Origin of the sequence: Paenibacillus sp. SAF-068, from assembly GCF_051967555.1 — a bacterium.
Taxonomy (GTDB): domain Bacteria; phylum Bacillota; class Bacilli; order Paenibacillales; family Paenibacillaceae; genus Paenibacillus.
Genome location: NZ_JBQCJX010000005.1, coordinates 71,640 through 94,836, shown reverse-complemented (window position 1 = coordinate 94,836; position 23,197 = coordinate 71,640). Strand labels below are relative to the sequence as shown.

General features: G+C 48.4%; 22 protein-coding genes. 19 read left to right on the top strand and 3 right to left on the bottom strand.

The window, feature by feature from the left end; translation table 11 throughout:
• Positions 1-269: 269 nt before the first annotated feature.
• A complete protein-coding gene (locus ACTHPG_RS23180; RefSeq protein ID WP_440391727.1) occupies positions 270-1,880 on the bottom strand; it encodes a gamma-glutamyltransferase family protein in 1,611 nt (536 codons plus the stop codon).
• Between the two features lie 230 nt (positions 1,881-2,110).
• On the bottom strand, positions 2,111-3,010 hold the full coding sequence (locus ACTHPG_RS23175; RefSeq protein WP_440391726.1) for an SDR family oxidoreductase: 900 nt from the start codon (positions 3,008-3,010) through the stop codon (positions 2,111-2,113).
• 155 nt (positions 3,011-3,165) lie between these two features.
• Here ACTHPG_RS23175 and fosB point away from each other — a divergent pair, with 155 nt between their 5' ends.
• Both fosB and ACTHPG_RS23165 read left to right on the top strand, forming a co-directional pair.
• Positions 3,166-3,585 carry a metallothiol transferase FosB gene (gene fosB, locus ACTHPG_RS23170; protein ID WP_440391725.1) on the top strand — a complete coding sequence of 140 codons (420 nt, stop codon included), beginning with the start codon at positions 3,166-3,168 and terminating at the stop codon, positions 3,583-3,585.
• Positions 3,586-3,722: 137 nt separating this feature from the next.
• Positions 3,723-3,917 (top strand): hypothetical protein, encoded by a 195-nt coding sequence (locus ACTHPG_RS23165; protein WP_440391724.1) that lies wholly within the window; start codon positions 3,723-3,725, stop codon positions 3,915-3,917.
• A gap of 25 nt (positions 3,918-3,942) precedes the next feature.
• On the opposite strand, the gene ACTHPG_RS23160 is transcribed toward ACTHPG_RS23165, so the two are convergent.
• On the bottom strand, positions 3,943-5,193 hold the full coding sequence (locus tag ACTHPG_RS23160; protein WP_440391723.1) for a helix-turn-helix domain-containing protein: 1,251 nt from the start codon (positions 5,191-5,193) through the stop codon (positions 3,943-3,945).
• A gap of 188 nt (positions 5,194-5,381) precedes the next feature.
• Here ACTHPG_RS23160 and ACTHPG_RS23155 point away from each other — a divergent pair, with 188 nt between their 5' ends.
• The 17 genes from ACTHPG_RS23155 to ACTHPG_RS23075 all read left to right on the top strand — a co-directional run bounded on the left by ACTHPG_RS23155 (position 5,382) and on the right by ACTHPG_RS23075 (position 23,145).
• On the top strand, positions 5,382-5,603 hold the full coding sequence (locus ACTHPG_RS23155; RefSeq protein ID WP_433750109.1) for a hypothetical protein: 222 nt from the start codon (positions 5,382-5,384) through the stop codon (positions 5,601-5,603).
• Between the two features lie 116 nt (positions 5,604-5,719).
• Positions 5,720-6,727 (top strand): 3-oxoacyl-[acyl-carrier-protein] synthase III C-terminal domain-containing protein, encoded by a 1,008-nt coding sequence (locus tag ACTHPG_RS23150; protein ID WP_440391722.1) that lies wholly within the window; start codon positions 5,720-5,722, stop codon positions 6,725-6,727.
• Entirely contained in the window at positions 6,663-8,057 is a 1,395-nt protein-coding gene (locus tag ACTHPG_RS23145; RefSeq protein ID WP_440391721.1) for an ATP-grasp domain-containing protein, read from the top strand. The genes ACTHPG_RS23150 and ACTHPG_RS23145 overlap by 65 nt, the downstream gene beginning before the upstream one ends.
• Complete coding sequence (gene lysA, locus ACTHPG_RS23140; protein WP_440391720.1) at positions 8,058-9,347, top strand: diaminopimelate decarboxylase; 1,290 nt, start codon at positions 8,058-8,060, stop codon at positions 9,345-9,347.
• A 15-nt stretch (positions 9,348-9,362) separates the two neighbouring features.
• On the top strand, positions 9,363-9,623 hold the full coding sequence (locus ACTHPG_RS23135; protein ID WP_421893186.1) for an acyl carrier protein: 261 nt from the start codon (positions 9,363-9,365) through the stop codon (positions 9,621-9,623).
• Positions 9,623-10,495, top strand: coding sequence for a hypothetical protein (locus ACTHPG_RS23130; protein ID WP_440391719.1), 873 nt, complete (start codon positions 9,623-9,625; stop codon positions 10,493-10,495). The genes ACTHPG_RS23135 and ACTHPG_RS23130 overlap by 1 nt, the downstream gene beginning before the upstream one ends.
• A gap of 19 nt (positions 10,496-10,514) precedes the next feature.
• Positions 10,515-11,462 (top strand): 3-oxoacyl-[acyl-carrier-protein] synthase III C-terminal domain-containing protein, encoded by a 948-nt coding sequence (locus tag ACTHPG_RS23125; RefSeq protein ID WP_440391718.1) that lies wholly within the window; start codon positions 10,515-10,517, stop codon positions 11,460-11,462.
• 25 nt (positions 11,463-11,487) lie between these two features.
• The gene (locus ACTHPG_RS23120; RefSeq protein WP_440391717.1) at positions 11,488-12,222 is read left to right on the top strand and encodes a hypothetical protein; all 735 of its coding nucleotides are present in this window, start codon (positions 11,488-11,490) and stop codon (positions 12,220-12,222) included.
• Positions 12,222-13,379: an acyl-CoA dehydrogenase family protein gene (locus ACTHPG_RS23115; RefSeq protein ID WP_440391716.1), complete on the top strand. Its 1,158-nt coding sequence runs from the start codon at positions 12,222-12,224 to the stop codon at positions 13,377-13,379. Before ACTHPG_RS23120 ends, ACTHPG_RS23115 begins: the two co-directional genes overlap by 1 nt.
• Entirely contained in the window at positions 13,372-14,325 is a 954-nt protein-coding gene (locus ACTHPG_RS23110) for a hypothetical protein (RefSeq protein ID WP_440391715.1), read from the top strand. Before ACTHPG_RS23115 ends, ACTHPG_RS23110 begins: the two co-directional genes overlap by 8 nt.
• A 13-nt stretch (positions 14,326-14,338) precedes the next feature.
• On the top strand, positions 14,339-15,724 hold the full coding sequence (locus ACTHPG_RS23105) for an MATE family efflux transporter (protein WP_440391714.1): 1,386 nt from the start codon (positions 14,339-14,341) through the stop codon (positions 15,722-15,724).
• A 32-nt stretch (positions 15,725-15,756) separates the two neighbouring features.
• Positions 15,757-16,890, top strand: coding sequence for an arginase family protein (locus tag ACTHPG_RS23100; protein WP_440391713.1), 1,134 nt, complete (start codon positions 15,757-15,759; stop codon positions 16,888-16,890).
• Entirely contained in the window at positions 16,887-17,864 is a 978-nt protein-coding gene (locus tag ACTHPG_RS23095; RefSeq protein WP_440391712.1) for a hypothetical protein, read from the top strand. The genes ACTHPG_RS23100 and ACTHPG_RS23095 overlap by 4 nt, the downstream gene beginning before the upstream one ends.
• 24 nt (positions 17,865-17,888) lie before the next feature.
• On the top strand, positions 17,889-19,190 hold the full coding sequence (locus tag ACTHPG_RS23090; RefSeq protein WP_440391711.1) for an insulinase family protein: 1,302 nt from the start codon (positions 17,889-17,891) through the stop codon (positions 19,188-19,190).
• A 15-nt stretch (positions 19,191-19,205) separates the two neighbouring features.
• A complete protein-coding gene (locus ACTHPG_RS23085; RefSeq protein ID WP_440391710.1) occupies positions 19,206-20,423 on the top strand; it encodes a M16 family metallopeptidase in 1,218 nt (405 codons plus the stop codon).
• 29 nt (positions 20,424-20,452) lie between these two features.
• Positions 20,453-21,214, top strand: a complete 762-nt coding sequence (locus ACTHPG_RS23080) for a 4'-phosphopantetheinyl transferase family protein (protein WP_440391709.1) — start codon at positions 20,453-20,455, stop codon at positions 21,212-21,214.
• A gap of 119 nt (positions 21,215-21,333) precedes the next feature.
• Complete coding sequence (locus ACTHPG_RS23075) at positions 21,334-23,145, top strand: S9 family peptidase (RefSeq protein WP_440391708.1); 1,812 nt, start codon at positions 21,334-21,336, stop codon at positions 23,143-23,145.
• Positions 23,146-23,197 lie beyond the last annotated feature (52 nt).

Here is a 23,197-nt window from a genome sequence, read left to right as displayed (position 1 = left end):
TTATGGTATGAAGTGAAAATTTACGTAAATCTAAAAATATTTCATGAATTATACATTAGTTTTACATTTCTCTGGTTAAAAGGGTGCTTGGATAACTAAAATATGTTGTTTGCTGATGTTAAAAGTCTAAAAACAAAAAAAACAAAAAGACAAAAAGACACAACAGAGATCAAATGAATCATCTCTATTGTGTCTTCGAAATGAACTAGCGAATATGTGAAGCGGATCGTGATTTCCGTGCTAGTCCATATCATTGAAATCTCATGAATTTACCAAGCTGCAATTGAGCCATCGGTCCGCGTTTCTGTACCCCCGCATAATACGCCATTGTCCGGATTGCGCCAGATGATCTGACCGCGTCCAAACTGGGATGGATCAAGCGCCACTTGAATATCATGTCCCTTGCGGGCGAGTGCCTGTGCAATGTGCTGCGGGAAACCTGGTTCCACGAGAATCGTTTTGCCCTTCGTCCACTGCCAGCGCGGAGAATCCAGTGCAGCCTGCGGGTTCAGGTGATAATCAATCGTATTCATGACCACCTGTACATGACCCTGCGGCTGCATGAAACCACCCATGACACCGAATGGCCCGACTGCTTCACTGCCACGGGTCAGGAACCCTGGAATGATCGTGTGATAGGTTCGTTTACCTGGCTCCAGAGCGTTTGCATGACTCGGGTCCAGTGAGAAATTATGTCCGCGATTCTGTAACGCAATGCCTGTCCCTGGAACGACGAGTCCAGATCCGAAGCCCATGTAGTTACTCTGGATAAAAGAAACCATGTTGCCTTCGTCATCCGCGGCAGCCAGATAGACCGTTCCACTTGCTCTTGGATCACCTGCCTCGGGTGCACGTGCGGTATCACCCATGAGTTTGCGTCGTTCTTCTGCATAGGTTTCAGACAGCAGTTCCTCTACCGATACGCCCATTTTGCGTTCTTCCGTAATATATTTCTCCCCATCGGCAAATGCCAGCTTCATGGCTTCGAGTTGTTGGTGATACGCCAGAACGGATTCTTTCTCGTTGAATTCGTAACCTTTCAGCAGATTAAGTGCCGCCAGAGCAATCAGACCTTGTCCATTCGGCGGAATCTCCCATACATCGTATCCACGGTAGGAGACGGAGATGGGATCAACCCACTCGGGCTGGAATGCCGCCAGATCTTCGCGAGTCAGATAACCGCCGTGCTCTGCCATAAAGGAATGAATGCGTTCCGCCAGTTCTCCTTCGTAAAAGTCTCGCGCTTCGCTCTCGCCAATCTGGCGCAGAGTCGCCGCATGATCCGGCGAGCGCCACATCTCTCCTGCGGCGGGAACACGTCCGCCTGGAGCAAATGTCTCAAACCACGCACGCCCTGCTTCCGCATCGCCCTGGCGTGCATAGATCTCGGCTGCCCTTGCCCAGTGGCGGGCCAGCCCAGGCGCAAGCGGATAACCGTCCTCCGCATAGCGGATGGCCGGTTCCAGCGCTTCCGCCAGCGTGAGTCGTCCGAACCGGCGACTCAGCTCAGCCCAACCCGCCGGTGCGCCAGGCACCGTCACCGGCACAACCCCAAGCTTCGGCATCTCCGTATAGCCTGCCGCTTGAAGCGCCTCAATGGATATGCCCTGAGGCGCAGGGCCGCTGGCATTCAGGCCATGCAGTTTGCCCTCGGTCCAGACGAGGGCAAAAGCATCGCCGCCAATGCCATTGGACGTAGGCTCCAGCACGGTGAGTGCTGCCGCAGTTGCAATGGCGGCATCAATGGCGTTGCCGCCTTTTTTCAAGACATCCAGACCAGCTTGTGCAGCCAGTGGCTGTGACGTGGCGACCATGCCTTGTTTCGCATACACAGGCACGCGGTAAGAGGGGTACGGTTGGTAGAGTGGATCGAAGTTCATCAGGTTGTTCAGCTCCTTGTCGCAAGATGTCAGGCTCCGGCTTGACCGGATCAGTTACTCTTAACCCTCTTCGCAACCGGACAACCGATATCCTGCCACACCTGTCAAATCCAACCTGACATGAGCAGTACATCGTCGGAAATACGTTCCACCCCACCGGAATAGCCATCATCATCTAATATGTTTCTACCAAGTGGAGTGACATCAGCAACGATATCATTCACATTACGCTAAGTCGTTACCATATCGCCGCCATTGACATGGATGCATTCACCTGTGACGTAGGATGAATCGCGGGAGGCGAGATAGACGTAAGCTGCCGCCAGTTCGTAAGGCTGACCAGCCCGACCCATAGGCGTATCCGTTCCAAATACCTGTACATCCTCAGCGGAAAAACTGGCCGGGATGAGAGGTGTCCAGATGGGGCCAGGGGCAACAGAATTCACGCGAATCCCCTGTGCGGCGAGCGATTGGGAGAGTACCCTAGTAAGCGACACGACAGCTCCTTTGGTGGAGGAATAATCGATTAACTGGATGTTACCTTTGTATGCCGTAATGGAAGCCGTATTGATGATGGAAGCACCTTTGCACAGGTGCGGGAGAGCGGCCTGGATCAGAAAGAAATAAGCGAACACGTTCGTCTGAAAGGTATGGTATAGCTGTTCTTCCGTAATATCAACAATGCTTGGTTGCACATACTGTACGCCATGGTTGTTGACCAGAATGTCAATCTTCCCATAGGTTTCCATCGTCGAGCGGATGACGGCTTCACAGTTTTTCTTTAAGCGCAGGTCAATCTCGATTAAGAGACAGCGTTGTCCCAGTTCTTCGATCCGTTCACGAGTCCTTTCCGCATCTGTCCGTTCATATAGATAAGCGATGACGATATCCGCACCTTCCTTGGCAAAAGCGATGGCTGCTGCCCGGCCGATTCCGCTATCACCACCCGTAATAATGGCTACTTTGCCTTCGAGTTTGCAGCTGCCGATATAAGCAGGATCTTCACTAATCGGTTCGGGCACCATCAGGGTTTCCAGACCGGGTTGCTGGTCCTGATGCTGTGGTGGAAAGGCCAACTTTTGCTCCTTGCACACCGTTTTCTCACCATAAAAAGGGTAGACAGGATTCATTCGCTTTACATCCTCCTCGAACGTTCATTGATACGGATAACCTATGCATTCGCCCAGAAAAAGGTTCGAGAGGAGCTAGTCAGGCTGTTGTTTTTTGCACAGAATATACCATAATAAGGATAGGTCCTTAAATCGATGGAGGTGTCAGGAGCCACATGAATATTCAAGGAATTAATCATTTGTGCTTTTCCGTATCCAATCTGGAGCGTGCCATTACCTTTTATGAGCAGGCTCTCGGTGCCCGGATTCAGGTGAAAGGACGCAAACTGGCTTATTTTGAACTTGCCGGTCTGTGGATCGCTCTGAATCAGGAGGATGTTATTCGCAACTATACGGAACAAACCTATACCCATATTGCATTTACCGTTACAGAAGAGGAGTTTGACGCGTCTGTGCAGCAGCTGCGAGCAGCTGGAGCAGACATACTTCCCGGAAGACCAAGAGATCCGCGAGATGCATTGTCTGTATATTTTACCGATCCGGATGGTCATCTCTTTGAACTGCATACAGGTACGATGAAACAACGACTGGATTATTATCGCGAAGACAAAACGCATATGACCTTCTATCCGTGAGTTCCATACGCAAATGGAGGTAAATGGTAATTAACGTATTTAAAGTCATTGCAATTATCCGTACAATACATCTTAGGTTCGCTGAAATGTACTCGGTATGTTCGGCTGCCAAACCATATGCACAAGGAGAGATGGACGTGGATAATAAAAGATTCAAGCTTCGGTTTGTTGCGAGCGGGTTGTCTGTGGCCATTGTCATGTTATTTTCATTGTATAATGGACATCTTCAAAATTCAGGGGGAGCTCTTCAGTCCCATGCATCCCTGGACCACTCATCATCTAAGCAATTAACGGTGCACCCGCTTGATCTGAATGATCCTATTCCTGAATAGTTGTTAGGAGAAGATGGGGGCCGGTTTATTTGATATAGGATTTATATTCGTCATAATTCATCTTCTGTTCTTGACCGCTAAGCACTAGAAGTCTGTGACTAATATCAGCCTCGCGATCTGCATGGATGCGTTTAAGCAAGTCGTAACTCATTCGAAGGAAATAATAGCCTTCATTGGTGTTGTCTTTCTCATGAAATACAATGCCGAGAAGACGATATAGTTTGGCACGGAGCATGCCTTCATCTCGTTGATCGAGTAGTTGAAGAGCTTCCTTAATGGCTGTTTCAGCCAGTAAAGGTTGCTGTTCTTCAAGATATATTTTGCTGATTTCCTCTAATATAGAAGCCTTCTTGTGAGGCAGATTGCGTTTGTCGTAGATATCGGCGCATTCTGACAGCAAGGGAAGGGCTTCTTTTTTTTGTCCCATATGAAGTTGAATGACAGCCAGATTGTGAAGAGCAAGTACATAGGATTTACTATTTGCCTGTTTATATGAATCTACCGATTTCTTGGTCCAGTCGTAACTTAAGAGCATGTGTCCATCCTGTTCGGACATATAATAGGCCTTGCCCAAACCCAGTGTAATTTCGCCATATAACTCCGGTTGCCCGGTCATTTGGGCTTCTTTTTCGGCTTTGAGATAATACTCCAGTCCCTGATCCACGTTACCGAGCCGTAAATGGGTTGTTCCGAGAAAGGTTAACGAGCGGATATGTTTATCTTGCAGATGTTTGAGCTTGCTACTGTACGTGTAGGACTGTTCGTAGTATTTTCGGGCAGCGTGAAACAGTTCTGCATGAAATGCAGCTCTTCCCATTTCGAGGTAATAGTCAACAATGTGCTCCCGGTCCCCTGTTCGGGTGACTGTAAAAGCAGCAGTTTCCCCATCATCCAGAGCTTGGCGGTAATCGCCAAGCCTATTGTGGCTTCGCATGATGAGCAGATAGGCTTCCGTTTGATCCAGTGCATCTTCCGTCAGAGTCAGCACTTTGTGAGCCATACGGATACAGGCAGAATCATTCTGCTCGGCATAGTGAGCTTTGGCTTTGTCCAGGACAGCTTCACCGATATCAGTGTCCGTTGTCGCACTTCCTCCCAAGAAGTATTCCATTGGTGTATTGAGTCTTCGAGCGATGATTTTCAACATACGCTGAGAGGGAACGGCTCTGCCTTTTTCGATGAGGCTGATGTAAGAGCGTGTCATATCCTCACCTGCCAGTTGTTTCTGAGACAGTCCAAGTTGCTCCCGGATTTCCCGAATTTTGGGTCCGATCATGATCATTCACCGTCCCTTGATTTAGTTTGTGATTGCGTATTGAAATGTGAGTTGTATATTGAGTGCTTGGAGTTGACATTAGCAAGGGGTAAGGTGTGCGAGAAATCCATTTACCTCCTTTTACAGTTTCATTCCAAATTGGGAGATTATAGAATGATAGTATCCAAGACGAAAGGAGGAATAAATCAATGGTCATTAAAGCGACTCCCATTACATTGGAACAATTGAAGAACAAAGAGTTGGAAGCAGTACAATCCGAAGTGAACGTACTGGGCGAAACACGTGAAGTTAGTGCTCGTGCAGTAGCGGCTCGTGCAGTAGCAGCCCGTTCGGCGGCAGCTCGCGCTGTATCAGCTCGCGCAGCAGCAGCTCGTGCGGTATCTGCCCGTGCAGCAGCGGCTCGTGCATAATCCCTTGTATCTACTATGGCATTATGGTTAGTCCAATAGATGAGAGCTTCGGATGAAGCTCTCTCCCTATATTGAGAGTGCTCCGTATGATGGGTATAACGAGGTGTCCTAAACCGATGCATATCAAGCAAATATGGTCATACATTCCCAAGTTCGTCGTTCCTGTCCGGGAGTTAAACGAACATCTGGGACTCAAACAAGCCCAGACCAAAGTGTTGGAGAAAATTCATGGTCTGAAACAGGTTCCGCAAGACAAAGATGGTGATCTGACGACGCTGTTAGGACGTGTGCTTGCCCAGGTGGTAAACAGTCCAACAGTTGTTCCAACTTCTATCAAGTATATCATTTATTGCCACACAATTCAGGAAAATTTCCCCTTTCCAATGAAGGTATTGCAAGGGCTGAAGCAAGCTTACGACATGCCACATGCCATTGCGTTTTCACTGACACAGCAGAACTGTGCTTCAGGTCTGATTGCGCTGGATGTTGCTGCAACATTGCTGCCCTCTTTGGAAGAGGATGATCATATTTTAATCGTAACAGGTGAAAAAACATTCAGTCCCATTGTACAGCTCATCCCCAATACAACCGTTATGGGCGAAGCCGCGGCCGCCATACTGGTTGGTAAATCCGGCCCGGGAAGCAGGATGATTGGGCTTACGAATGTAACCCTTGGACAATTCTGCAACGTGCTGACAGGGGACCCCGAGACGCTCCGGGAATTTCAGGAGATCTATACCCCCCAGCTCTGTGATGTCATTCAGGAGGCCGTTGATGCCGCAGGCCTGACGTTGGAGGATATCCGTTATATTGTCCCGCACAATGTGAATCTGTCTTCATGGAAAAAGGTTGCTGCACGATTGTCCTACCCGTTGGATCGGGTGTATACATCCAATGTGGGGGAGATTGGGCACTGCTTCTGTTCCGATCCCTACATTAATCTGAAAGAGATTTCAGATCGGGGGCTTTTGCAGAAGAACGACTACTATTTGCTTGTCACGGTTGGGCTGGGAGCAACATTCAGCGTGGCAGTGATGCAGTTCGCAGAAGAACGAGGTGATGAGATTGACAACACTGTTGACCGGATTTTCGAGAAAGTTGAAGCGGGCGCTTACAGGTCATGATGAAGCTGTTTTTATCTATATAAACAATTTTGAAGTCGAAGAATACTGGAATGAGCATGGGGTACTGAAATTGCCTTCCCTGAGTGTTGGTTCCGCTGCTGACGTTGTAAACCGGATGGAAGAGCTGGGGATTTTCCTGGCAGGTGAACAGGATGTCGTATTGCTCAAGGAACTGCCGGATTCCGAGTTTATAGCAGATGCACAGGCCATTGGTTTTGGTCGATCACGTTTAATTGCTACTGAGTATAATGAACCGGGAATGAACGTTACAGCTAACATCCTGCATTGTCAGCTTACGCTGGACAGGCTGCGCGAATTGGCAGATAGACAGGATATACAGGCTTATCTGGTTCCCTTCGGAGCCTCCGATCAGGAAGAAGAACTATCCCAACGCACAGGTATCCCCCTTGCTGTACCATCGGCTGACATTTTCCGCAAAGTCAATGATAAGGGTTACTCCCGAAGGCTTAATGCCGAACTAGGTATCCGTCAGATTCCTGGCTGCGAGTGTTACTCTCTGGAGGAGCTTTCGTCCGGATTTGAACATATGAAATCCGTGTTGGAACAGGGCGGGCGTATTGTCATGAAGGATTCAATGGGTGTCTCAGGCAAGGGCATCACTGTTATTGCAGATGAAGCCCGTTTCCACAAATGCCTGAAATTACTGGAGAAACAGGCAAACAAGAATGGGACAAGAGCCGTGAATTATGTGTTGGAGCAGTGGATGAACAAGACTTGTGACCTGAATTATCAGATTCTGATTCATCGAAGCGGCGAAGTTGAATTTCTTGGTGTGAAGGAATCATTGGTCGAACAGGGCGTTCATCAGGGGCATCTCATGCCGCCACGGCTTGGTGACTCACAGATCGCTGTAATCCGGGATGCTGCGTTACAAATAGGCGCTGCGCTCCATCGGGACGGATACTACGGGGTAGCCGGGATCGATGCCATTCTGGATGAGGACGGAAGTGTGTGGCCTAATCTGGAGATTAATGCGAGGTTTAACATGTCGACGTATCAGACCGAGATCCAGAACCAGTGGATTCCTGAGGGGATGTTAGCTCTGGCCAAAAAATATACACTTCGTTTGAATCGACGCCTGGATTATGGAAAGCTAAGGTCAACACTTGGTCCTCTGTTATTTGATCCGCTGAAGGGCGAGGGAATACTTATCAACAATTTTGCAACGGTCAATGCGGCTTTCAAAGGTGATGGTCTTGTGTTCTCCGGCCGTCTCTATGGTGTCATTATTGCTCATTCGGCTGAGCAGCTGCAGTCGACGGATGCTGCGGTCGAAGCGAAGCTATCATTCATAAACGAGGTGAAGTAGATGTCTGGAGATTATCACATTCAAGGGCTTGCAATTTCGGCCATCGCTGCACGATTCGGTACACCGTTATACGTCTATGACGCTGAGGTATTAGAGCGAGTATATGAAGAACTTCGTAGCCTGCTGACTCCAAAGGTGGAGCTGTTCTACTCATTAAAGGCCAATCCCAATATTTCAATTGTTCACCTGCTTCAGGGACTTGGCGCACAGGCAGAGGTCTGTTCAATGGCCGAATTACATACCGCACTACAGGCGGGCACGAAGCCGGAGCGTATAATCTTTCTCGGACCAGGCAAGACCGACGCGGAGATAACCGCATGCATTCGTCATGGCATCCACGCGATCGTCTGTGAATCGTTTCAGGAGCTTGACCGTATTGAAGCCATTGCAGCGGAAGAGGGACGGATTGTCCCCGTGGCACTGAGAATCAATCCTTCTTTTGCCGTGAAGGGATCAAGGCTTACGATGGGAGGGAAACCACGCCAGTTTGGCATGGATGAGGATACAGTGATGCAGGGTCGCCAGCAATTGGAACGATGCTCACATGTGAATATTATCGGTCTGCATGTATACATGGGAACCCGTATGCTTGACGTGGAACCTATTGTGGAGAACACACGTCACATTCTGGAGCTCGCCGAACGGCTGGAGGAGCAGCTGGGCATTCAGCTGCAGATGGTCGATGTGGGCGGTGGTCTCGGTGTTCCTTATTACGAGGGGGAGCAGCCATTGTCTGTGACTGCCCTGACTGCACAATTGAATCCGTTGTTCGAACAATTCAAGAAGAAGCACCCTGACATCAGACTGTTTATGGAACTGGGAAGGTATCTGGTGGGAACCAGTGGGATGCTGGTCAGCCGAGCCTTATATGTCAAGGAGTCGTATGGAGAGACGTTCGTCGTAACCGATGGGGGTACCAATTGTCATATGGCTGCGGTCGGAATCGGATCGTATGTGAAGCGCAATTTCCCAATCGCATCGTTGTCACGTTACGGAGAATCCCCGGTTGCAGAGTTTAACATTACGGGCCCCTTATGTACCCCCAATGATGTTATTGGCAAAAGAGTAAACCTGCCTCCCGTTGAGCAAGGGGATTTAATTGGTGTATTTCATTCCGGTGCCTACGGTCCTACTGCTTCACCAACCCATTTCCTCAGTCATGGAAGTCCTGCTGAAGTGATGATTAGTGGTGGAGAAGCCCATCTGATTCGGGAAAGGGATACTCCTGAAGATCTACTGGGCAAACAGCGTTTGATCCCTGTTTCACATTCCGCAGTAACCAACAGATAAGGAGAGATGATAATCATGACAGATGCAGTGTTGCTTGAAGAAATCAAGGGGGCCCTTGCCGAAGTGCTGAATATGGAAGAGAACCAAGCTGTTACATGGGACACCTCCTTATTTGATGAACTTCATCTGGATTCAACGTCTGTTCTAGAACTATTGATGACGTTGGAAGATCGTATTGATGGCCTGGAGATCGACCCAGATGAACTGGAGCCGGATGTATTTAATACCGTGGGTTCATTAGCTGTATATATCGAAAAGCAACTCGTTGCTGCCTGATGGCGGCGCCTGTTACCATCCGGGACATGAGGGTCAGGCTGTTTACGGACAAGCAGCCTCCATTCGAACATCCGGAGTTGTTAAGGTTTCACAATGATTTGTTGGCCGGCTCCCGCGTGGTACCCCAGTTTCACCTGCTGGAGGGTGGTTATAACAATGCCTATCATGATATGAGTGTACTGCTGCTCGAAGAGTCGGGGCTGGATCAGATCATGGGCGACGTGGACGTTCTCCTGCTGGCCTATCATTTTCCAAATATTCGTCCGGATATATCCATCGTTAACTATCTGATGGACCGTTATCAGGCACGTTTTCTGAGCTTCGCTGTGAATGATATGGGGTTCGGGGCACCGTTTGCGGCACTCCATATGCTCCAGCATTATCTGAACAGTGGTAACTACGATCGCGGTATGCTGCTTGTGCTTGATCAGACGTCTCTTCCCTACGAGACAGAAGGTGTGGGCGAGACTGTAGAACCCGACACGGGAGCTGTACTGGTTCTGGATCGATCGGCAGAATGCGGGTCATCCCTTGTCGGTGTGGAAATACAATATGCCGAGAGTTCGATTGCCGAGACAGCAGAATTGCTGCTGGACAGGTTTTGCGCGCAGGTATCCGTTAATCCGGCTCAGATCAGGCTTCTAGTCCATCCGTTATTGGAGCAGGAAGTATCCGGTACGGAGTGGTTTCATGCTACAGGCTGGCAAGGGAGTTACGATCCAGCCCACTGGAGCGCTGCACCATTCTTTGGTCTGAAGCAACTTCTTGAAGAACGGTGCACAGATGAATACATATGTCTGATGCACCTGGAGCCAGATGACAAGTTTATTTATGCACTTCTCATTCATACAGGTGGATACGAAGAGCTTTAATCGAGAGGAGGGAAACGTGATGGGTCTGGGTATAGTGGAGATTGGAGTGTATTTACCTGATCAGATCGAAGAGCCTGAGGTTATCCTCGAATCCTTGGGACTGGGTAAAGGGGAGCTTCAATTGCTGCGCAAATATCATCGTCTGAACGGTGTTCCCGTTACCTCTCCGGGTCAGCACCTGGATCATTCTATCGTTCGAGCGATCGGACAGCTTGTTGACAGACAACCCTTGCCCGCCATTGACCTTGTGCTCTATGCCCATTCTGCACATGTACAAGCACCAGGGGATTATAGGCCCTTGCAGCGGGCTCTGAGTGAATATGGGCTTGAGCATATCCCCTTTTATAGTATTTCACAGATGAATTGTGCGTCCTCGATAGCCGCTCTTCAATGGCTTGAACGAATCTCCCGTACACAGCCTGATATTCGTAATGTTTTATTGGTATGTGCCGATCAGTTTAACTTCATGCCACCTGACTGGAGATATATCCGAAAGTCTACGATTCTGGGTGACTCGGCTGTTGCCATGCTTCTATCCAGAAACCATGGTCAGCACGTCTTACAGGCAGCTCATGTTCTTCGGGATACGAGGTTCCATACCGGATACTATGCGGAAGCGGAAGAGATGACGGCATTTAACAAGCTGTATGTGGATCATATCATTCGAGGCATGGAAGAGCTGCTGTCAGCAGAGGGCCTGACACTTCATGATGTAGATCATATCTTTCCCCACAACGTAAATTGGACGACATGGAAGGAATTTTCAAAGCGGACAGGCATGGATCAAAAACAGATTTACCTGGATAATATCCCGCGGATTGGACATACCTTCTCCACGGATGCGTTCATCAATCTAAGCTCCGGGCTAGAGAATGAATGGGTGCATAAGGGCGAGAGGTCCGTACTGGTCAGCATTGGGCTGGGCAGTTTTTTTGGTTTTGCGTTGATTGAGCATGGAGATTGTTGATCTTGAATCAATAGGAGGAGTGTATATGTCAGTCTTGAATTCTGATGCGGCAGGCACTGTGCCGGTTGGTGCAGAGACCGCAGGTCGTCCGGTTCCAGCTGTAACAGATCTGCTGGAAGCTGCAGTGTTGCGTTTGAATACACGTCCCGTATTGCTTTGCCAAGGGGGGATAATACTGGCGACACCTGAACTCGTGAAAAGCGGACCATGGATATGTCATGCAGAGACAGGCCGTATCTACGAATGGAAACAGGTTCATGCGAATCGGGTGGAAGATCGGATGTTGGAGCCTTCAGGTCTGTTACTCTACCGAATATCGGAACTTCGGAATGAAGATGTGGCATGTTTCGGAAGACAAGATGAGGTAAGCGCTGATATAGCTGATCTCCGAAACCGTATGCTTTATTTCCGTACTGAACTGTGCAGCGCGGGGTTGGAGCAAGTACGTCATCATCTATCCAGCCGTAACTCAGGCGGGCAATCCACACTTCAGCATCAACTGGTCAAGGGTATGATTGCTGATGTTTTGACTGTACTCTATATGGCTGAGACCATACAGTCAGATGAATTCGTAATAGAGCAATCAGGAATTTCGGAGGCTCGTACAAGTACCTGGGTTCATCAAGAACTGGATGAGGCCTTCCGTCAATTGCAGCGTCTTGGAGGAGGCTATGGGTATTTGCGCCATGCGATCTCGGCCTACGTGTATGTAGGTCAAATGGTCAAAAATATGCTGCTCATTCCGAAGGAGGCCTTCTGATGATTACACGATCTACCATTGCTGTTTTTGAGCAGGAAATGAAACAATATGCCACGGAATTACGTGATATTGGTCTGGTCATTGACCGTGAACCTGAGCGTATAGCTGAGTTTGCACATCTGGCATCTCTGCAAATCATCAATCGCATGATGATCCCGCCGGAATATGGCGGTGAACCGATCGTTACGGTAGGTCAGGAACGATATTATGGTCTTTCCTGTTTGGAAAGAGTTATCGCAATTGAAGAGCTGTCGGCAGGAGATGCCGGTGTATTTCTCGGGAGCCCGGGTCCATCGATGTCCAGTGTAATCATATCAGCCCTGGCTGATTCAAAGCAGAAGGAGCGATATTACTCCCATTTTCTCAAGGGACCTGCGTGGTCATTCTTCGCTCTTACTGAACCTGAAAAAGGCTCGGATGCTACCGGAATTGGTACACGAATAGCACGGAACGGGGAAGGCCGACTGATCCTTGACGGACAGAAGTTCTATATCGGTAATGGCAGTCGTGCCAGCATCGGGCTGGTATTTGCTCAGACCAATCGTACACCTCTCGGCATCCAGATCGCGCTGGTAGACACGTCTGTCGAGGGATTCAGCGCCACACCTCTGGATACGATGGGAGTTAGAGGTGTGCAATTGAGCCACCTCACATTGGATGGTTATCCGCTGGCTGAGGAAGATATCATCGGGCGTCATCTCAGTCCAACCAAGCGTGGATTATGGGGCGCGCTTCAGACCTTTCATCGCATGCGGCCTGGTGTCGCTGCACTTGCGCTGGGAGTTGCACGGGCAGCATATGATTATGTGAAGGAGCAGAGGTCTGTTTTCTCGGAGAGGGAGAAGGTGGAGCTGGAGCTACTGGAGATGCGCCTGCATTCACTCCGTAGCATGATTCGCAGCGCAGCGGCGGAGATTGATGCGGATGTGCAGAAAGGCTATCTCGCTTCCTTGAGCAAAATTCGCGCCGGAGCATTGGCCGAGGAGGCTACGGAACTGGCGCTTGACCTGATGGGACCTGGTTCCATGATTGACCATCCCTTGTTGAATAAATGGTATCGGGATGCGCGTGCCTTCGAATTCATGGAGGGAACGACCTCCATTCAGAAGATCAACGTTTTTCAAGCCTATGCCAATGGAAAAATGAAGCATGCCTGATACGCTGAATAACCCTCGCGCGATGTCCGTCTATGTTAATCATATCTGTTGGGTTACGGCTGAAGATCACTTGTACACTACGGACATGATCGATGTGGAAGATTACTATTACTTATCTCCACACATATATATGGAAGAAAACTATTATGACAGATCCGCTGTGCGAACCCGCTCTTTGCGATCCGGTGATCAACAGGTGACTGCCGGTGATCTTGCCATGATTGTCATGGAACCTGTGGTTTCGATTACAAATGAGCACTGGGATCTGCTGATTCTGGCACAGACCTATCCAGAACGTTACGCCATGAATCCGCCTTTGGCCCGAATTCTGGAGTCTCCTTCCTGGAAGGTGGAATATCCACTGGCACTTTCCCATATGGGACCACTCGCTGCTACGGAAGGCATGCAGGTTGCCGCATGGACACTAGGGAGGGAGGAACGCGGGATGTTTGTTCTGGCGGAACAACGTGTGATTGAAGAGCACGAATCTTCCAACGATCTGTCCGATATGGCTGTTGCCTTGGAGTTAAATAGTCAGTCTGGTGCTCTTGCCGTGAATTATATAGGAAAGAGAACGGTTGACGATATCGAAGGGAGAACTGTGGCTTCAGAGATGATATCCATTATTGATGAGTTCATGGGTGCGGGTCGGACGGAGAATATTCTTCTCCAATCCCGACTACGTAGACATATAATCTCATATTTGGAGCCAGGCATGTCCTTCAATAAGCCAGTCTACCACATACCTGAAACCATCGATTACCAGAGTGGCGATGTGTGGATACAGCTCGCTGAACAATTACAGAACGGAAACATCAAGGTAGATGATCGTGTTCTATTGATATCCTGGGATGGCGAACGGCTGTTATCAGCATGCTGTGTACACGTAGTGCATATGCCTGTCCTGAGTCGTCTCACACTGCATCAGGAAGTGAAGACATCATGAATGGAGGAGGGGATTGAATTTGAAAGGTCTGGATTACACTTCGGGATCGGTTAACCGGTTGTTAATCCGCACTGCAATTCCGATGCTGCTTGCTTCTTTGGTTAACGTAACGACGCAGCTGGTCAATGTTTTTTTTATGGGTCATACCAGTCAGACCGTGTTATATGTGTTATCACTGTATATCCCCATTTCCTTTATCATGATTGCACTTGTGGAAGCCATGCAATTGTCGGTCCAGGTCGCTGTCTCCCGAAGCAGAGCGGATGGCTCGCGGGCTTTTACATCGCTACTTGGACATATGCTTGGCAGCGCAGCAGTTTTTTCGATTGTTGCTGGCGGTGTGGTTATGCTCGTGTCACCACTACTCTCCTGGTTTTATGCCGTCCCTATTGATGTAAGGCCCTTGTTTACCATTTATGTTGCGGGCATGATGGCAGCAGGTGTACCCGCTGTGCTCGCAGCGGTGGGTGGTGCTGCATTACGTGGGTTGGGCCGGGCTCAAGCGGCAGCGTGGAATTCCGTAGGTACGGCATTGTTTAACATTATGCTGGTGTACTGGTTCGTTTCGGTGGCTGGAATGGAATTGAAGGGGATTGTGTACGCCAATCTCATTTCTTCTACACTCTCTTTGCTTATAAGCCTCCTGATTCTGATATTGCGGAAGGAATTCGTGTATGAACGGATAACATTGGTGTGGAAACATCTCATCGCACTTCGGCAGGTAGGTATTCCCGTATTTATTTCGTATTGTCTTATCTTTTTGAGTACCTTCTTTTTCAACAAAATCGTCAGTCGTTTTGGGGAGGGGGTTGTTGCTGGATTCGGTGTTGGATACCGAATTCAGACGATGGCTATACTGCCCGGAATTGTTATTGGATCGGCTATCGGGATCATGATTAATCATAATCTCAAAGAGGCTCATCGACCACGCGCATACGAAAGCTATCGCAGAGGTCTCGTACAGTCATTCCTGCTTTATGTTTTAATTGCCGTTTCCATCTGGGTATGGCGGGAACCGCTGACAGCTTTCCTGATTGCGGACCCTGTATCCCGTGCAGAAGCGGCCCGATATCTGGCAGTGGTTGCTCTTTCCTATCTGACCATGGGTCCGATGATGACGACGCTGCTTACCATGGAACAGAGCGGACGCGGCTATCAGGCCCTGCTTATGAATGCTGCGTATTTCCTGCTTATTATTGTTGCAGGCTGGGGGCTGACACGAATCTTTGATCATGTGGGATACTTCTACGGTGTCATTGCTTTTGTTAATGCAGCGAGTTTATTATGCATTTTACCCGTGATCAGGATGTTCAAAAAGGACTATACAGATTCATCCGGGCACAAACCAACTGACGTGGAGGATCAGGAGGGTCTGGCTGCTCAGAGTTATTCGACCTAGTACAACCCATATCAAATAGAGGAGGTCTCTATATGCAAGCTCCGGAACCTGCATACCTGGTACGCCGCATCGGTGATACGTTGATTGCAGCCGATGAGACGTTCAGCCAGTTCTATCAGATTGAACCCGCTCCAGAATTGGAGACACGTCCGATCCCCCAGCTAGATGGCGTTAAACCACCAGATGTGCCTTATTTTTCACTTGAACCTCTTGTAGGTCAAGATTCACCGCAACTCTATATGCTGGGCATTCCCTATTCGGGCGGTTCAGGTATGGAGGGATCCAAAGTCGCTGGATTTGAGCAATCGCTTCGGGCCGAATCATGGAAAAAGGTAATGTATCCTGTTCTGACGCAATCCCGTATATCAGGACTATATGACATTGGCAGTGGCCAGAGATTACTTGAATCGGTAATAATGCAGGATTTGGGTACTTGCCAAATAGACGATACGGATTCTTCCTATTCCGTGGGTCTTGACTCAGCTCTGAGTTATACCGAGAGGGAAGAAGCACTACTGTGCTGTATTGGTGGCGATCATTCCATTACGTATTCCATCCTGAAATCCATATTGCGTCGATCCAGCACAAGAATCATGCTCGTCCAGTTCGATGCCCATCATGATTGCGGGGTGGATGCCATTCATCAGGATGAGATGCATCATGCCAATTTTGTGAGGCATCTACTGGCAGAGGACGGTATCGCCGCAGTTGTGCAGATTGGTCTGCGCGGCCTGCGTTCTGTAGATCAGATGTACAAACATCCCAAATTGGTTCAGATTCCTGCGGAACAGATGACCCCGGAACGGGTGAAGACAACCCTGCTTGAATTACAGCACATGTTTCAGGCGGAAGCGGCCTATTTATCGTTTGACCTGGACTGCCTTGATCCTGGAAGCTTTCCTTATGTTGATTTTCCTATCAGTGGAGGCCCTTCATGGTTTAACACTCGAAACTGTGTGATTGCAGCGCTGGAATCCCCCTTGCCCTACGTGGGCTTTGATATGGTTGAAGGACAGGAAGCAGAATTGGAAGAACCCATTCCGGGGCAATATGAGATGCCCCTCCGAATGCTTACCTATATGATGGATGGCATGCACCGAAATTACCTGCGACACGGAAAGGGTGCTCTTAGAGTATCTCAAGCCTTGGAGGGGACACGTAGATGATGAACTTTAGATCTTTATATGATATGTACCGTGAACAGGTCAGAGATGAGCTTCATAAGGAGCGGAAGGACGGCATTCATTTGGGGTCCTTTTATGCACTGATGAACATTATCAAGGAGATGGCTCCACTTAAGCCGAAGCAGTCTGCTGAGTCCATCTGGATGGACTATCTCGCATTTCTTCGTACCATTAATGAGCACAAGAAAAGTCCCTATTCGTTTATGGAGTGGGATGAGGTAGAAGGGCGGGAACACCTACAGGCAACGTTACGTGAAGGTGGTGCATTATTAACTTGGCATTATGGTTTCGTGAGGCACAATATGATTACGATTGGACAGGAAATACGTGCAGGTCATATGTCTGCCAAGCTTCCATTCTATTTGATTGCCGAGCAGGAAACAGTGGAACAAGAGAAGAAGCTGTCCGGTTGGGAGGCCATTCGCAAGTATGCAGGTGCGGAACTGCTCAATGCAGAGGATGAGATGATTGGCATCAGGTTGTATTCCCATTTGCGAAAAGGTGGATCATTCAGTCTTTTTGTAGATGGACAGACCGGATTCAATACAGATAACCATGCTGTTGAACTGTCTTTTCTAAGTTCGAAAATTCGCACGCGAAGTGGTATTTTTCGTATTTTAGCCAAGACGCAGAAGCCGGTATGTGTGTACTTTATGACCCTTACGGAGGATTTCCGTTCCAAGATCGTTTTCCTGCCACCGGTTGTATTGGATCAGGACATTCAGGCTTCTGCTAACAGGATATACGAGCCATTTCGCGAGCAACTGTTAAGCCAGCCAGCCTTGTGGCGTTTCTGGGACAGGCATCACCAGCAGGTCATCCATTGGCGAGATGATGAAGTAACTGTGGGTGCTGAAGTGGACAGTCGGGTGGACTGGATATCCAAGCCGCTCGATGGATTTGGACAGCTCGGTCTGAACACGGACAGCGGAGCAATCTATAATATCGGTTCGTAGATGGAGGTGAGAGGAGGAGTGGGGATGCAGTCTTTTACAACCGAGCGGCGGAACAATCTGTCGGTACATGTGCTGCCAACACAACAATATGCCAATCATTACGTGCAGATCAATCTGATCAATACACGGAAAATCATACCCTCAGCAATATTTGTCATGATAGTCCGTTTGTTAATGAACAGCTGTCGTCGCTTTCCATCGAACAGGTTGCTCCAACAACATGTATGGTCCCTGTATGGTGCAGAACTGACCTGTCATTTTGATTACAAAGGCGATACTCAGATTGCAGCGATCACGATGCGCATACCTCGTGTAACAGATGATAAGTTAATAACCGGAACACAGATTGAAACCATACATAGCGCTGTGCAGTTACTCGCAGACATGTTGTATGACCCAGCGATTGATGATCAAGGCATGTTCGAAGAGATGCAAGTACAGGAGGAAATGGCTTGGACCGAACATCATATCGCGCATGATGGAACGGATTGGGACAAGGTAGTGCAAAGTCGTTGTCTGGAATGGATGGGATATGAAGGGCAGAACCGCCAATCGGCTCTGGACGAACTCCGGCATTCTGTCGTATCTCATAAGTTACATCAGTACTATCAGACATTACTCCGTAATCCGATCCATATTCATGTTCTTGGCGATATTCATCCCGGACGGATTATGGATCTGATCTGGGAACAATTTGGATGTGGGTTCACACCGGATTCGAGAGAGGAAGAAGTGGAGGAACGACAAGGTAATCCTGGCGAGCCGCGTGAGGCTGAAGCAATGATGATGGAATTGTTGGACATTCACCAGTGCAAAATCAATGTTACTTATCGTACAGGTATTCGATATGGTTCTGCTCTATATCCGGCTTTGTTTGTATTCCATACCTTATTTGGAGCGACACCCGCGTCCCGGTTGCAGGTTGGATTACGTGAACGTTCCCCGTTAGTATATCAGGTTATCAGCACACTGGATGATTTTAGGGAAACACTCCACATCACAACGGGCACCAGCAGTGCTAACGTGACGGATGTTCTCGAAGGCATTGATACGGAGTGGAAGAGAATCTGTGACGGAGATGTATCCGAGATGGAGTTATATATCGCTGTGCAGAATGTGATGCATTATGTTCAGGTCGGATTCGATCTGCCACATCAGGTCATTACAAATCATATGGATCAGATGTTGAGCGATAGTCAGATGTCTACTGCACAGTTCCTTAAGGAAATAGCAGAAGTGACTCCGGAAAGGGTGGCTTCTGTTGCTACCAAGTTGAGAAAAGAAGTCACGTGGATTCTGTACCCTGAGAGTGAATATTCCGCATAGTACAGGAGGGGAATCATGAATAGTACCACATTCAATTCATATGTCTGCAAGCGTTTATCCAACGGACTGAACGTGAGTGTACTGCCACAACCCAAGTACAATCATACGTTTGTATCCTGTTCTGTGCCTTATGGGTCCATTCACGATATTACGCTTGCGGGTACGGCACATTTTCTCGAACACATGATGTTTTACAATCCCGATGGTCAGTCAGTCAAATCACTTCTTCATGCCGAAGGGGCTTCAACGTCGGCGCTGACGCGTTATGATGTAACGACGTACCAACTTGCTTGTACAGGCAATCTAAGGAGCAGCCTTCAACTTTTTATGAATATGATTGCAACGCCGTACTTCACGAATAAACACATTGAGCATGAGCGGGCGGCGATTCATCAGGAACTGGAGATGTACAAGGATCAACCCTCCTGGCTGGCTCTTCAGCAATTGTTACAGATGATGTATGGTAACGACCATCCAATCATTCTGGATGTGGCAGGCACATCAGAGAGTATTGCTGACATTACCGTAGAATGGCTGAATGATGCCTATACTAGTCATTATGCGGCTTCTCGGATGTCTGTGGCTGTAGTGGGTCCTGTTGTACCAACAGAAATATTCGAATGGTTGGAAAATTATCCAATGGCTCAATCCAAGATCATGTCCCCTGCTCCATTCCTTCAGCCGTTGCAGGAACAGGACGAGACGTATAAGGAAATGAGTGGTGGATCGTCAATGCCTCTTGTCCGTTTTGGCTTTAAGGAAGAAAGGCCGGTTATGCAATTGGAGACTCAGGTTGCAACCATGATTGGTATCGAGGCTCTTCTGGGAGAGACTTCAACATTCTACACAGAGAGTGTGAAGTCAGGTTTGCTCGGGAAGGGGAGTCATTGGGATCACTATTACAGACAGGAATTTGCTTTCTCCAATGTCTGTGGATATTCCGTTGATCCCATTCAATTACATCAACGAGTTAAGGAAGAATGTAGTCGCATTCAGGATCGTATGCTCTCTTCCGAAGATATACACTATGCTCGGATGAAGTGGATCGGCAATCATTATGCAGATATGGATTCATTGAAAAAACGTTGCATGCATATCTCTGAATATGGCGTTATCGGGCTGAATTATATGCAAATAAGTGAATGTGCTATGAAACTGACAGTTGAGGAGATCGAAATGAACCTTAAACGTATAGCGAAACCGGATCATCTAAGAATGTCCGTTGTTCGTTGAGCAAGCAGAGTAGGGAGAGGGGTAACCTGGTGAAACCTGCAATTACAGGATGGAAGGAATCCACTGCATTTTATTTTGTAGGACATGAAGTACATATCTGGACGTTGCCTCTTCCGAACAAGGGAGAGGATTTTTTGTCAGGGTTGGATACAGATACCTGCATACTGAGCCAGGATGAACGTGATCGTGTACAGAGAAAACAGAAACAATGCATGCATGATGCACAGAAGCTGGTTATGTCGCGCACATTTCTGAGAGAAGTACTGTCCATGTACACGGGTCAATCAGCGTCAGATCTTCATATTGAATATGGGGCTTCAGGCAAACCCCATGTTCAGAGCGGACCACAATTTAACCTTTCTCATACGGAAGGATGTTGTGTACTGGCTTTAGCGGCTCATACAGCGCTGGGAATTGATCTTGAGCATGTACGTCCGTTGTTGCGGATGAGTGCTGTGATCAGGCGATTTATGACAGAAGAGGAGCAGTGTTATGTACTGGACCACAAGGAGGAAGAACAGGTAACGATCAGGCGTGTTTGGCAAGTTCTCACACAAAAAGAGGCCTGGATTAAGGCATGTGGTCTATCTCTGTGCGGACAATGGCGAAATCTGAATACGATGGGAAAAGGGGGAGACGGGCATTACGTTGTGGAACGGGAAGGGCAACATTATAGTTTGCAGTCTTTGAACGTGGGTCCGAATTATTCCGCCGCCTTATGCACTCCAGGAAAGACCAAACCACGAATACGGTGGATGAATGTCGCTGGTGATAAACGGAGCCAAGGTTAAATAAAAAATTATAACTCACATATCTATTGTCTAAACATTGGCATTACCTATAATATGGACAAATGGTACCTTAATTTACCAATGTTAAATTCGTTGGTTCAATTCCAAGGAGGTTTGTCATGATTCAGTTCCCTAAACCGGATGTCGAGCAATATTTTCAGACGTACCGCATTTCGCATTTTGCCGTATCGGCAGATGAGAAACGTTTGTTCATGGACAGCAACCTGAACGGCCAGCCGAATATTTGGGCGATGGATTTGCCTGGAGGATACCCGTATCCTTTAACGTACTTGAATCAGAGCAGTCAATTTATCAAAGCAGACCCGCAAGGACGTCATCTTCTTACCGCGTTTGATCGGGATGGGGATGAGAACTACCATTTATATGCCCTCAAACCGGAAGGCGGCGTTCCACTGCCTATTGTATCGGCCGAGCCGAATGATCGTTGTTATTTCTCAGAGTTGTCCGAAGATGGACAGCGCCTCTATTATGTCACCAGTGCGGGTAATCCGAACTATCTGAATTCACGCCGCATTGATCTGGAGACAGGGGAGGATGAACTGTTATACAGTGGAGAAGAGGTTACGAGCAGCCTGTTTGCTGTAAGTCCTGACGAGAAGAGTTTTGTCATTCTCAAAATGTACTCAAATACGTATCAGACGGCGCATCTGTATCGTGATGGTAAGGAACAGGTGATCTTGCCAGCCTCCGAACGCCATAGTCAGGTTTCCGATCTGATTTTTGCAGATGATCATCGCCTTCTGTTCATTACCAATGATGACTCAGCATATTCCTATGTGGCTGAGTATCGCATCGATAACCGTGAATTCAGTATATTGTGCCAAATCAAAGGGGAAGATGTGGAATTTATCCGCTGGCATAAGGCCTCCGAGACTTTATATTTTTGGACCCTTACAGGGCCAGAGAATCGTATGTACGTATTGGGTAAAAATGCCGATGAACCTCGGCGCGTAGAGATGCCGCTGGACACGATAGAGCAAGTCAACGTTACGAAGGCTGGTAATGTGTATATCCTCGGACGTGGAGCGATCCAACCGCATAACATTTATCGCCAAATGGCGGGCGCTGAGTCCTGGGAGCCGCTGACTGCCAATCGGGTAACGGGACTTGACCCAAGTGATCTCGTGTACCCTGATGTGATTCGGTATAACTCCTACGATGGATTGGAGATCGAAGCGCTCTTGTTCAAAGCAAAACCGGAGCAGGCCAATGGTTACACGGTTTTTTGGCCACATGGCGGGCCGCAAGCCTCGGAAGCGAAGTTCTTCCGGCCGATGTTTCAGATGATGCTCGCTCAGGGCTATCATATCTTTGCACCGAATTTCCGTGGCAGTACCGGATATGGTGCGGAATTCGTCAAATTGGTAGAGCGAGATTGGGGCGAAGGTCCAAGGCTGGACTGTGTTTCCGGGATTAACTGGCTGTTTGAGCAGGGAATTACCTCGCCAGAGCGGCTGTTTGTGGTAGGTGGAAGTTATGGGGGATATATGACCCTGTTATTGGCAGGTCGCCATCCAGAGCTGTTCCGGGCTGCGGTCGATATTTTTGGACCGAGCAATCTGTTCACATTCCTGGAATCCGTACCGGAAGACTGGAAGCCAATGATGGATAACTGGTTGGGGGATCCGATCCGTGACCGTGAACGCTTAACGAAGGATTCACCGATTACGTATCTCGATCAGATGGTTAACCCGATGCTGGTCATTCAGGGCGCCAATGACCCAAGGGTCGTGAAGGCTGAATCCGATCAGATCGTGGCTGCGCTCCAGTCGAAAGGGCTTGATGTGGAATACATCGTTCTGGATGATGAGGGACATGGCTTCTCCAGAAAATCTAACGAGATTCTCGTATACCGCAGGATGCTGGAGTTTTTGCAGAAACATCAGGAGTCACCCGTCTCACAAGCTTGAGTTGAGAATTCCATCATTGACTGAGGTATAGTGAGATGACAAAAACCGCCAG

What these genes read in the sequence shown, in the direction of transcription:
- ACTHPG_RS23180 (WP_440391727.1), bottom strand. Translation starts at nt 1,880, where the DNA reads ATGAACTTCGATCCACTCTACCAACCGTACCCCTCTTACCGCGTGCCT.
- ACTHPG_RS23175 (WP_440391726.1), bottom strand. Translation starts at nt 3,010, where the DNA reads ATGAATCCTGTCTACCCTTTTTATGGTGAGAAAACGGTGTGCAAGGAG.
- fosB (WP_440391725.1), top strand. Translation starts at nt 3,166, where the DNA reads ATGAATATTCAAGGAATTAATCATTTGTGCTTTTCCGTATCCAATCTG.
- ACTHPG_RS23160 (WP_440391723.1), bottom strand. Translation starts at nt 5,193, where the DNA reads ATGATCGGACCCAAAATTCGGGAAATCCGGGAGCAACTTGGACTGTCT.
- ACTHPG_RS23155 (WP_433750109.1), top strand. Translation starts at nt 5,382, where the DNA reads ATGGTCATTAAAGCGACTCCCATTACATTGGAACAATTGAAGAACAAA.
- ACTHPG_RS23150 (WP_440391722.1), top strand. Translation starts at nt 5,720, where the DNA reads ATGCATATCAAGCAAATATGGTCATACATTCCCAAGTTCGTCGTTCCT.
- ACTHPG_RS23145 (WP_440391721.1), top strand. Translation starts at nt 6,663, where the DNA reads ATGAGATTGACAACACTGTTGACCGGATTTTCGAGAAAGTTGAAGCGG.
- lysA (WP_440391720.1), top strand. Translation starts at nt 8,058, where the DNA reads ATGTCTGGAGATTATCACATTCAAGGGCTTGCAATTTCGGCCATCGCT.
- ACTHPG_RS23135 (WP_421893186.1), top strand. Translation starts at nt 9,363, where the DNA reads ATGACAGATGCAGTGTTGCTTGAAGAAATCAAGGGGGCCCTTGCCGAA.
- ACTHPG_RS23130 (WP_440391719.1), top strand. Translation starts at nt 9,623, where the DNA reads ATGGCGGCGCCTGTTACCATCCGGGACATGAGGGTCAGGCTGTTTACG.
- ACTHPG_RS23125 (WP_440391718.1), top strand. Translation starts at nt 10,515, where the DNA reads ATGGGTCTGGGTATAGTGGAGATTGGAGTGTATTTACCTGATCAGATC.
- ACTHPG_RS23120 (WP_440391717.1), top strand. Translation starts at nt 11,488, where the DNA reads ATGTCAGTCTTGAATTCTGATGCGGCAGGCACTGTGCCGGTTGGTGCA.
- ACTHPG_RS23115 (WP_440391716.1), top strand. Translation starts at nt 12,222, where the DNA reads ATGATTACACGATCTACCATTGCTGTTTTTGAGCAGGAAATGAAACAA.
- ACTHPG_RS23110 (WP_440391715.1), top strand. Translation starts at nt 13,372, where the DNA reads ATGCCTGATACGCTGAATAACCCTCGCGCGATGTCCGTCTATGTTAAT.
- ACTHPG_RS23100 (WP_440391713.1), top strand. Translation starts at nt 15,757, where the DNA reads ATGCAAGCTCCGGAACCTGCATACCTGGTACGCCGCATCGGTGATACG.
- ACTHPG_RS23095 (WP_440391712.1), top strand. Translation starts at nt 16,887, where the DNA reads ATGATGAACTTTAGATCTTTATATGATATGTACCGTGAACAGGTCAGA.
- ACTHPG_RS23090 (WP_440391711.1), top strand. Translation starts at nt 17,889, where the DNA reads ATGCAGTCTTTTACAACCGAGCGGCGGAACAATCTGTCGGTACATGTG.
- ACTHPG_RS23085 (WP_440391710.1), top strand. Translation starts at nt 19,206, where the DNA reads ATGAATAGTACCACATTCAATTCATATGTCTGCAAGCGTTTATCCAAC.
- ACTHPG_RS23075 (WP_440391708.1), top strand. Translation starts at nt 21,334, where the DNA reads ATGATTCAGTTCCCTAAACCGGATGTCGAGCAATATTTTCAGACGTAC.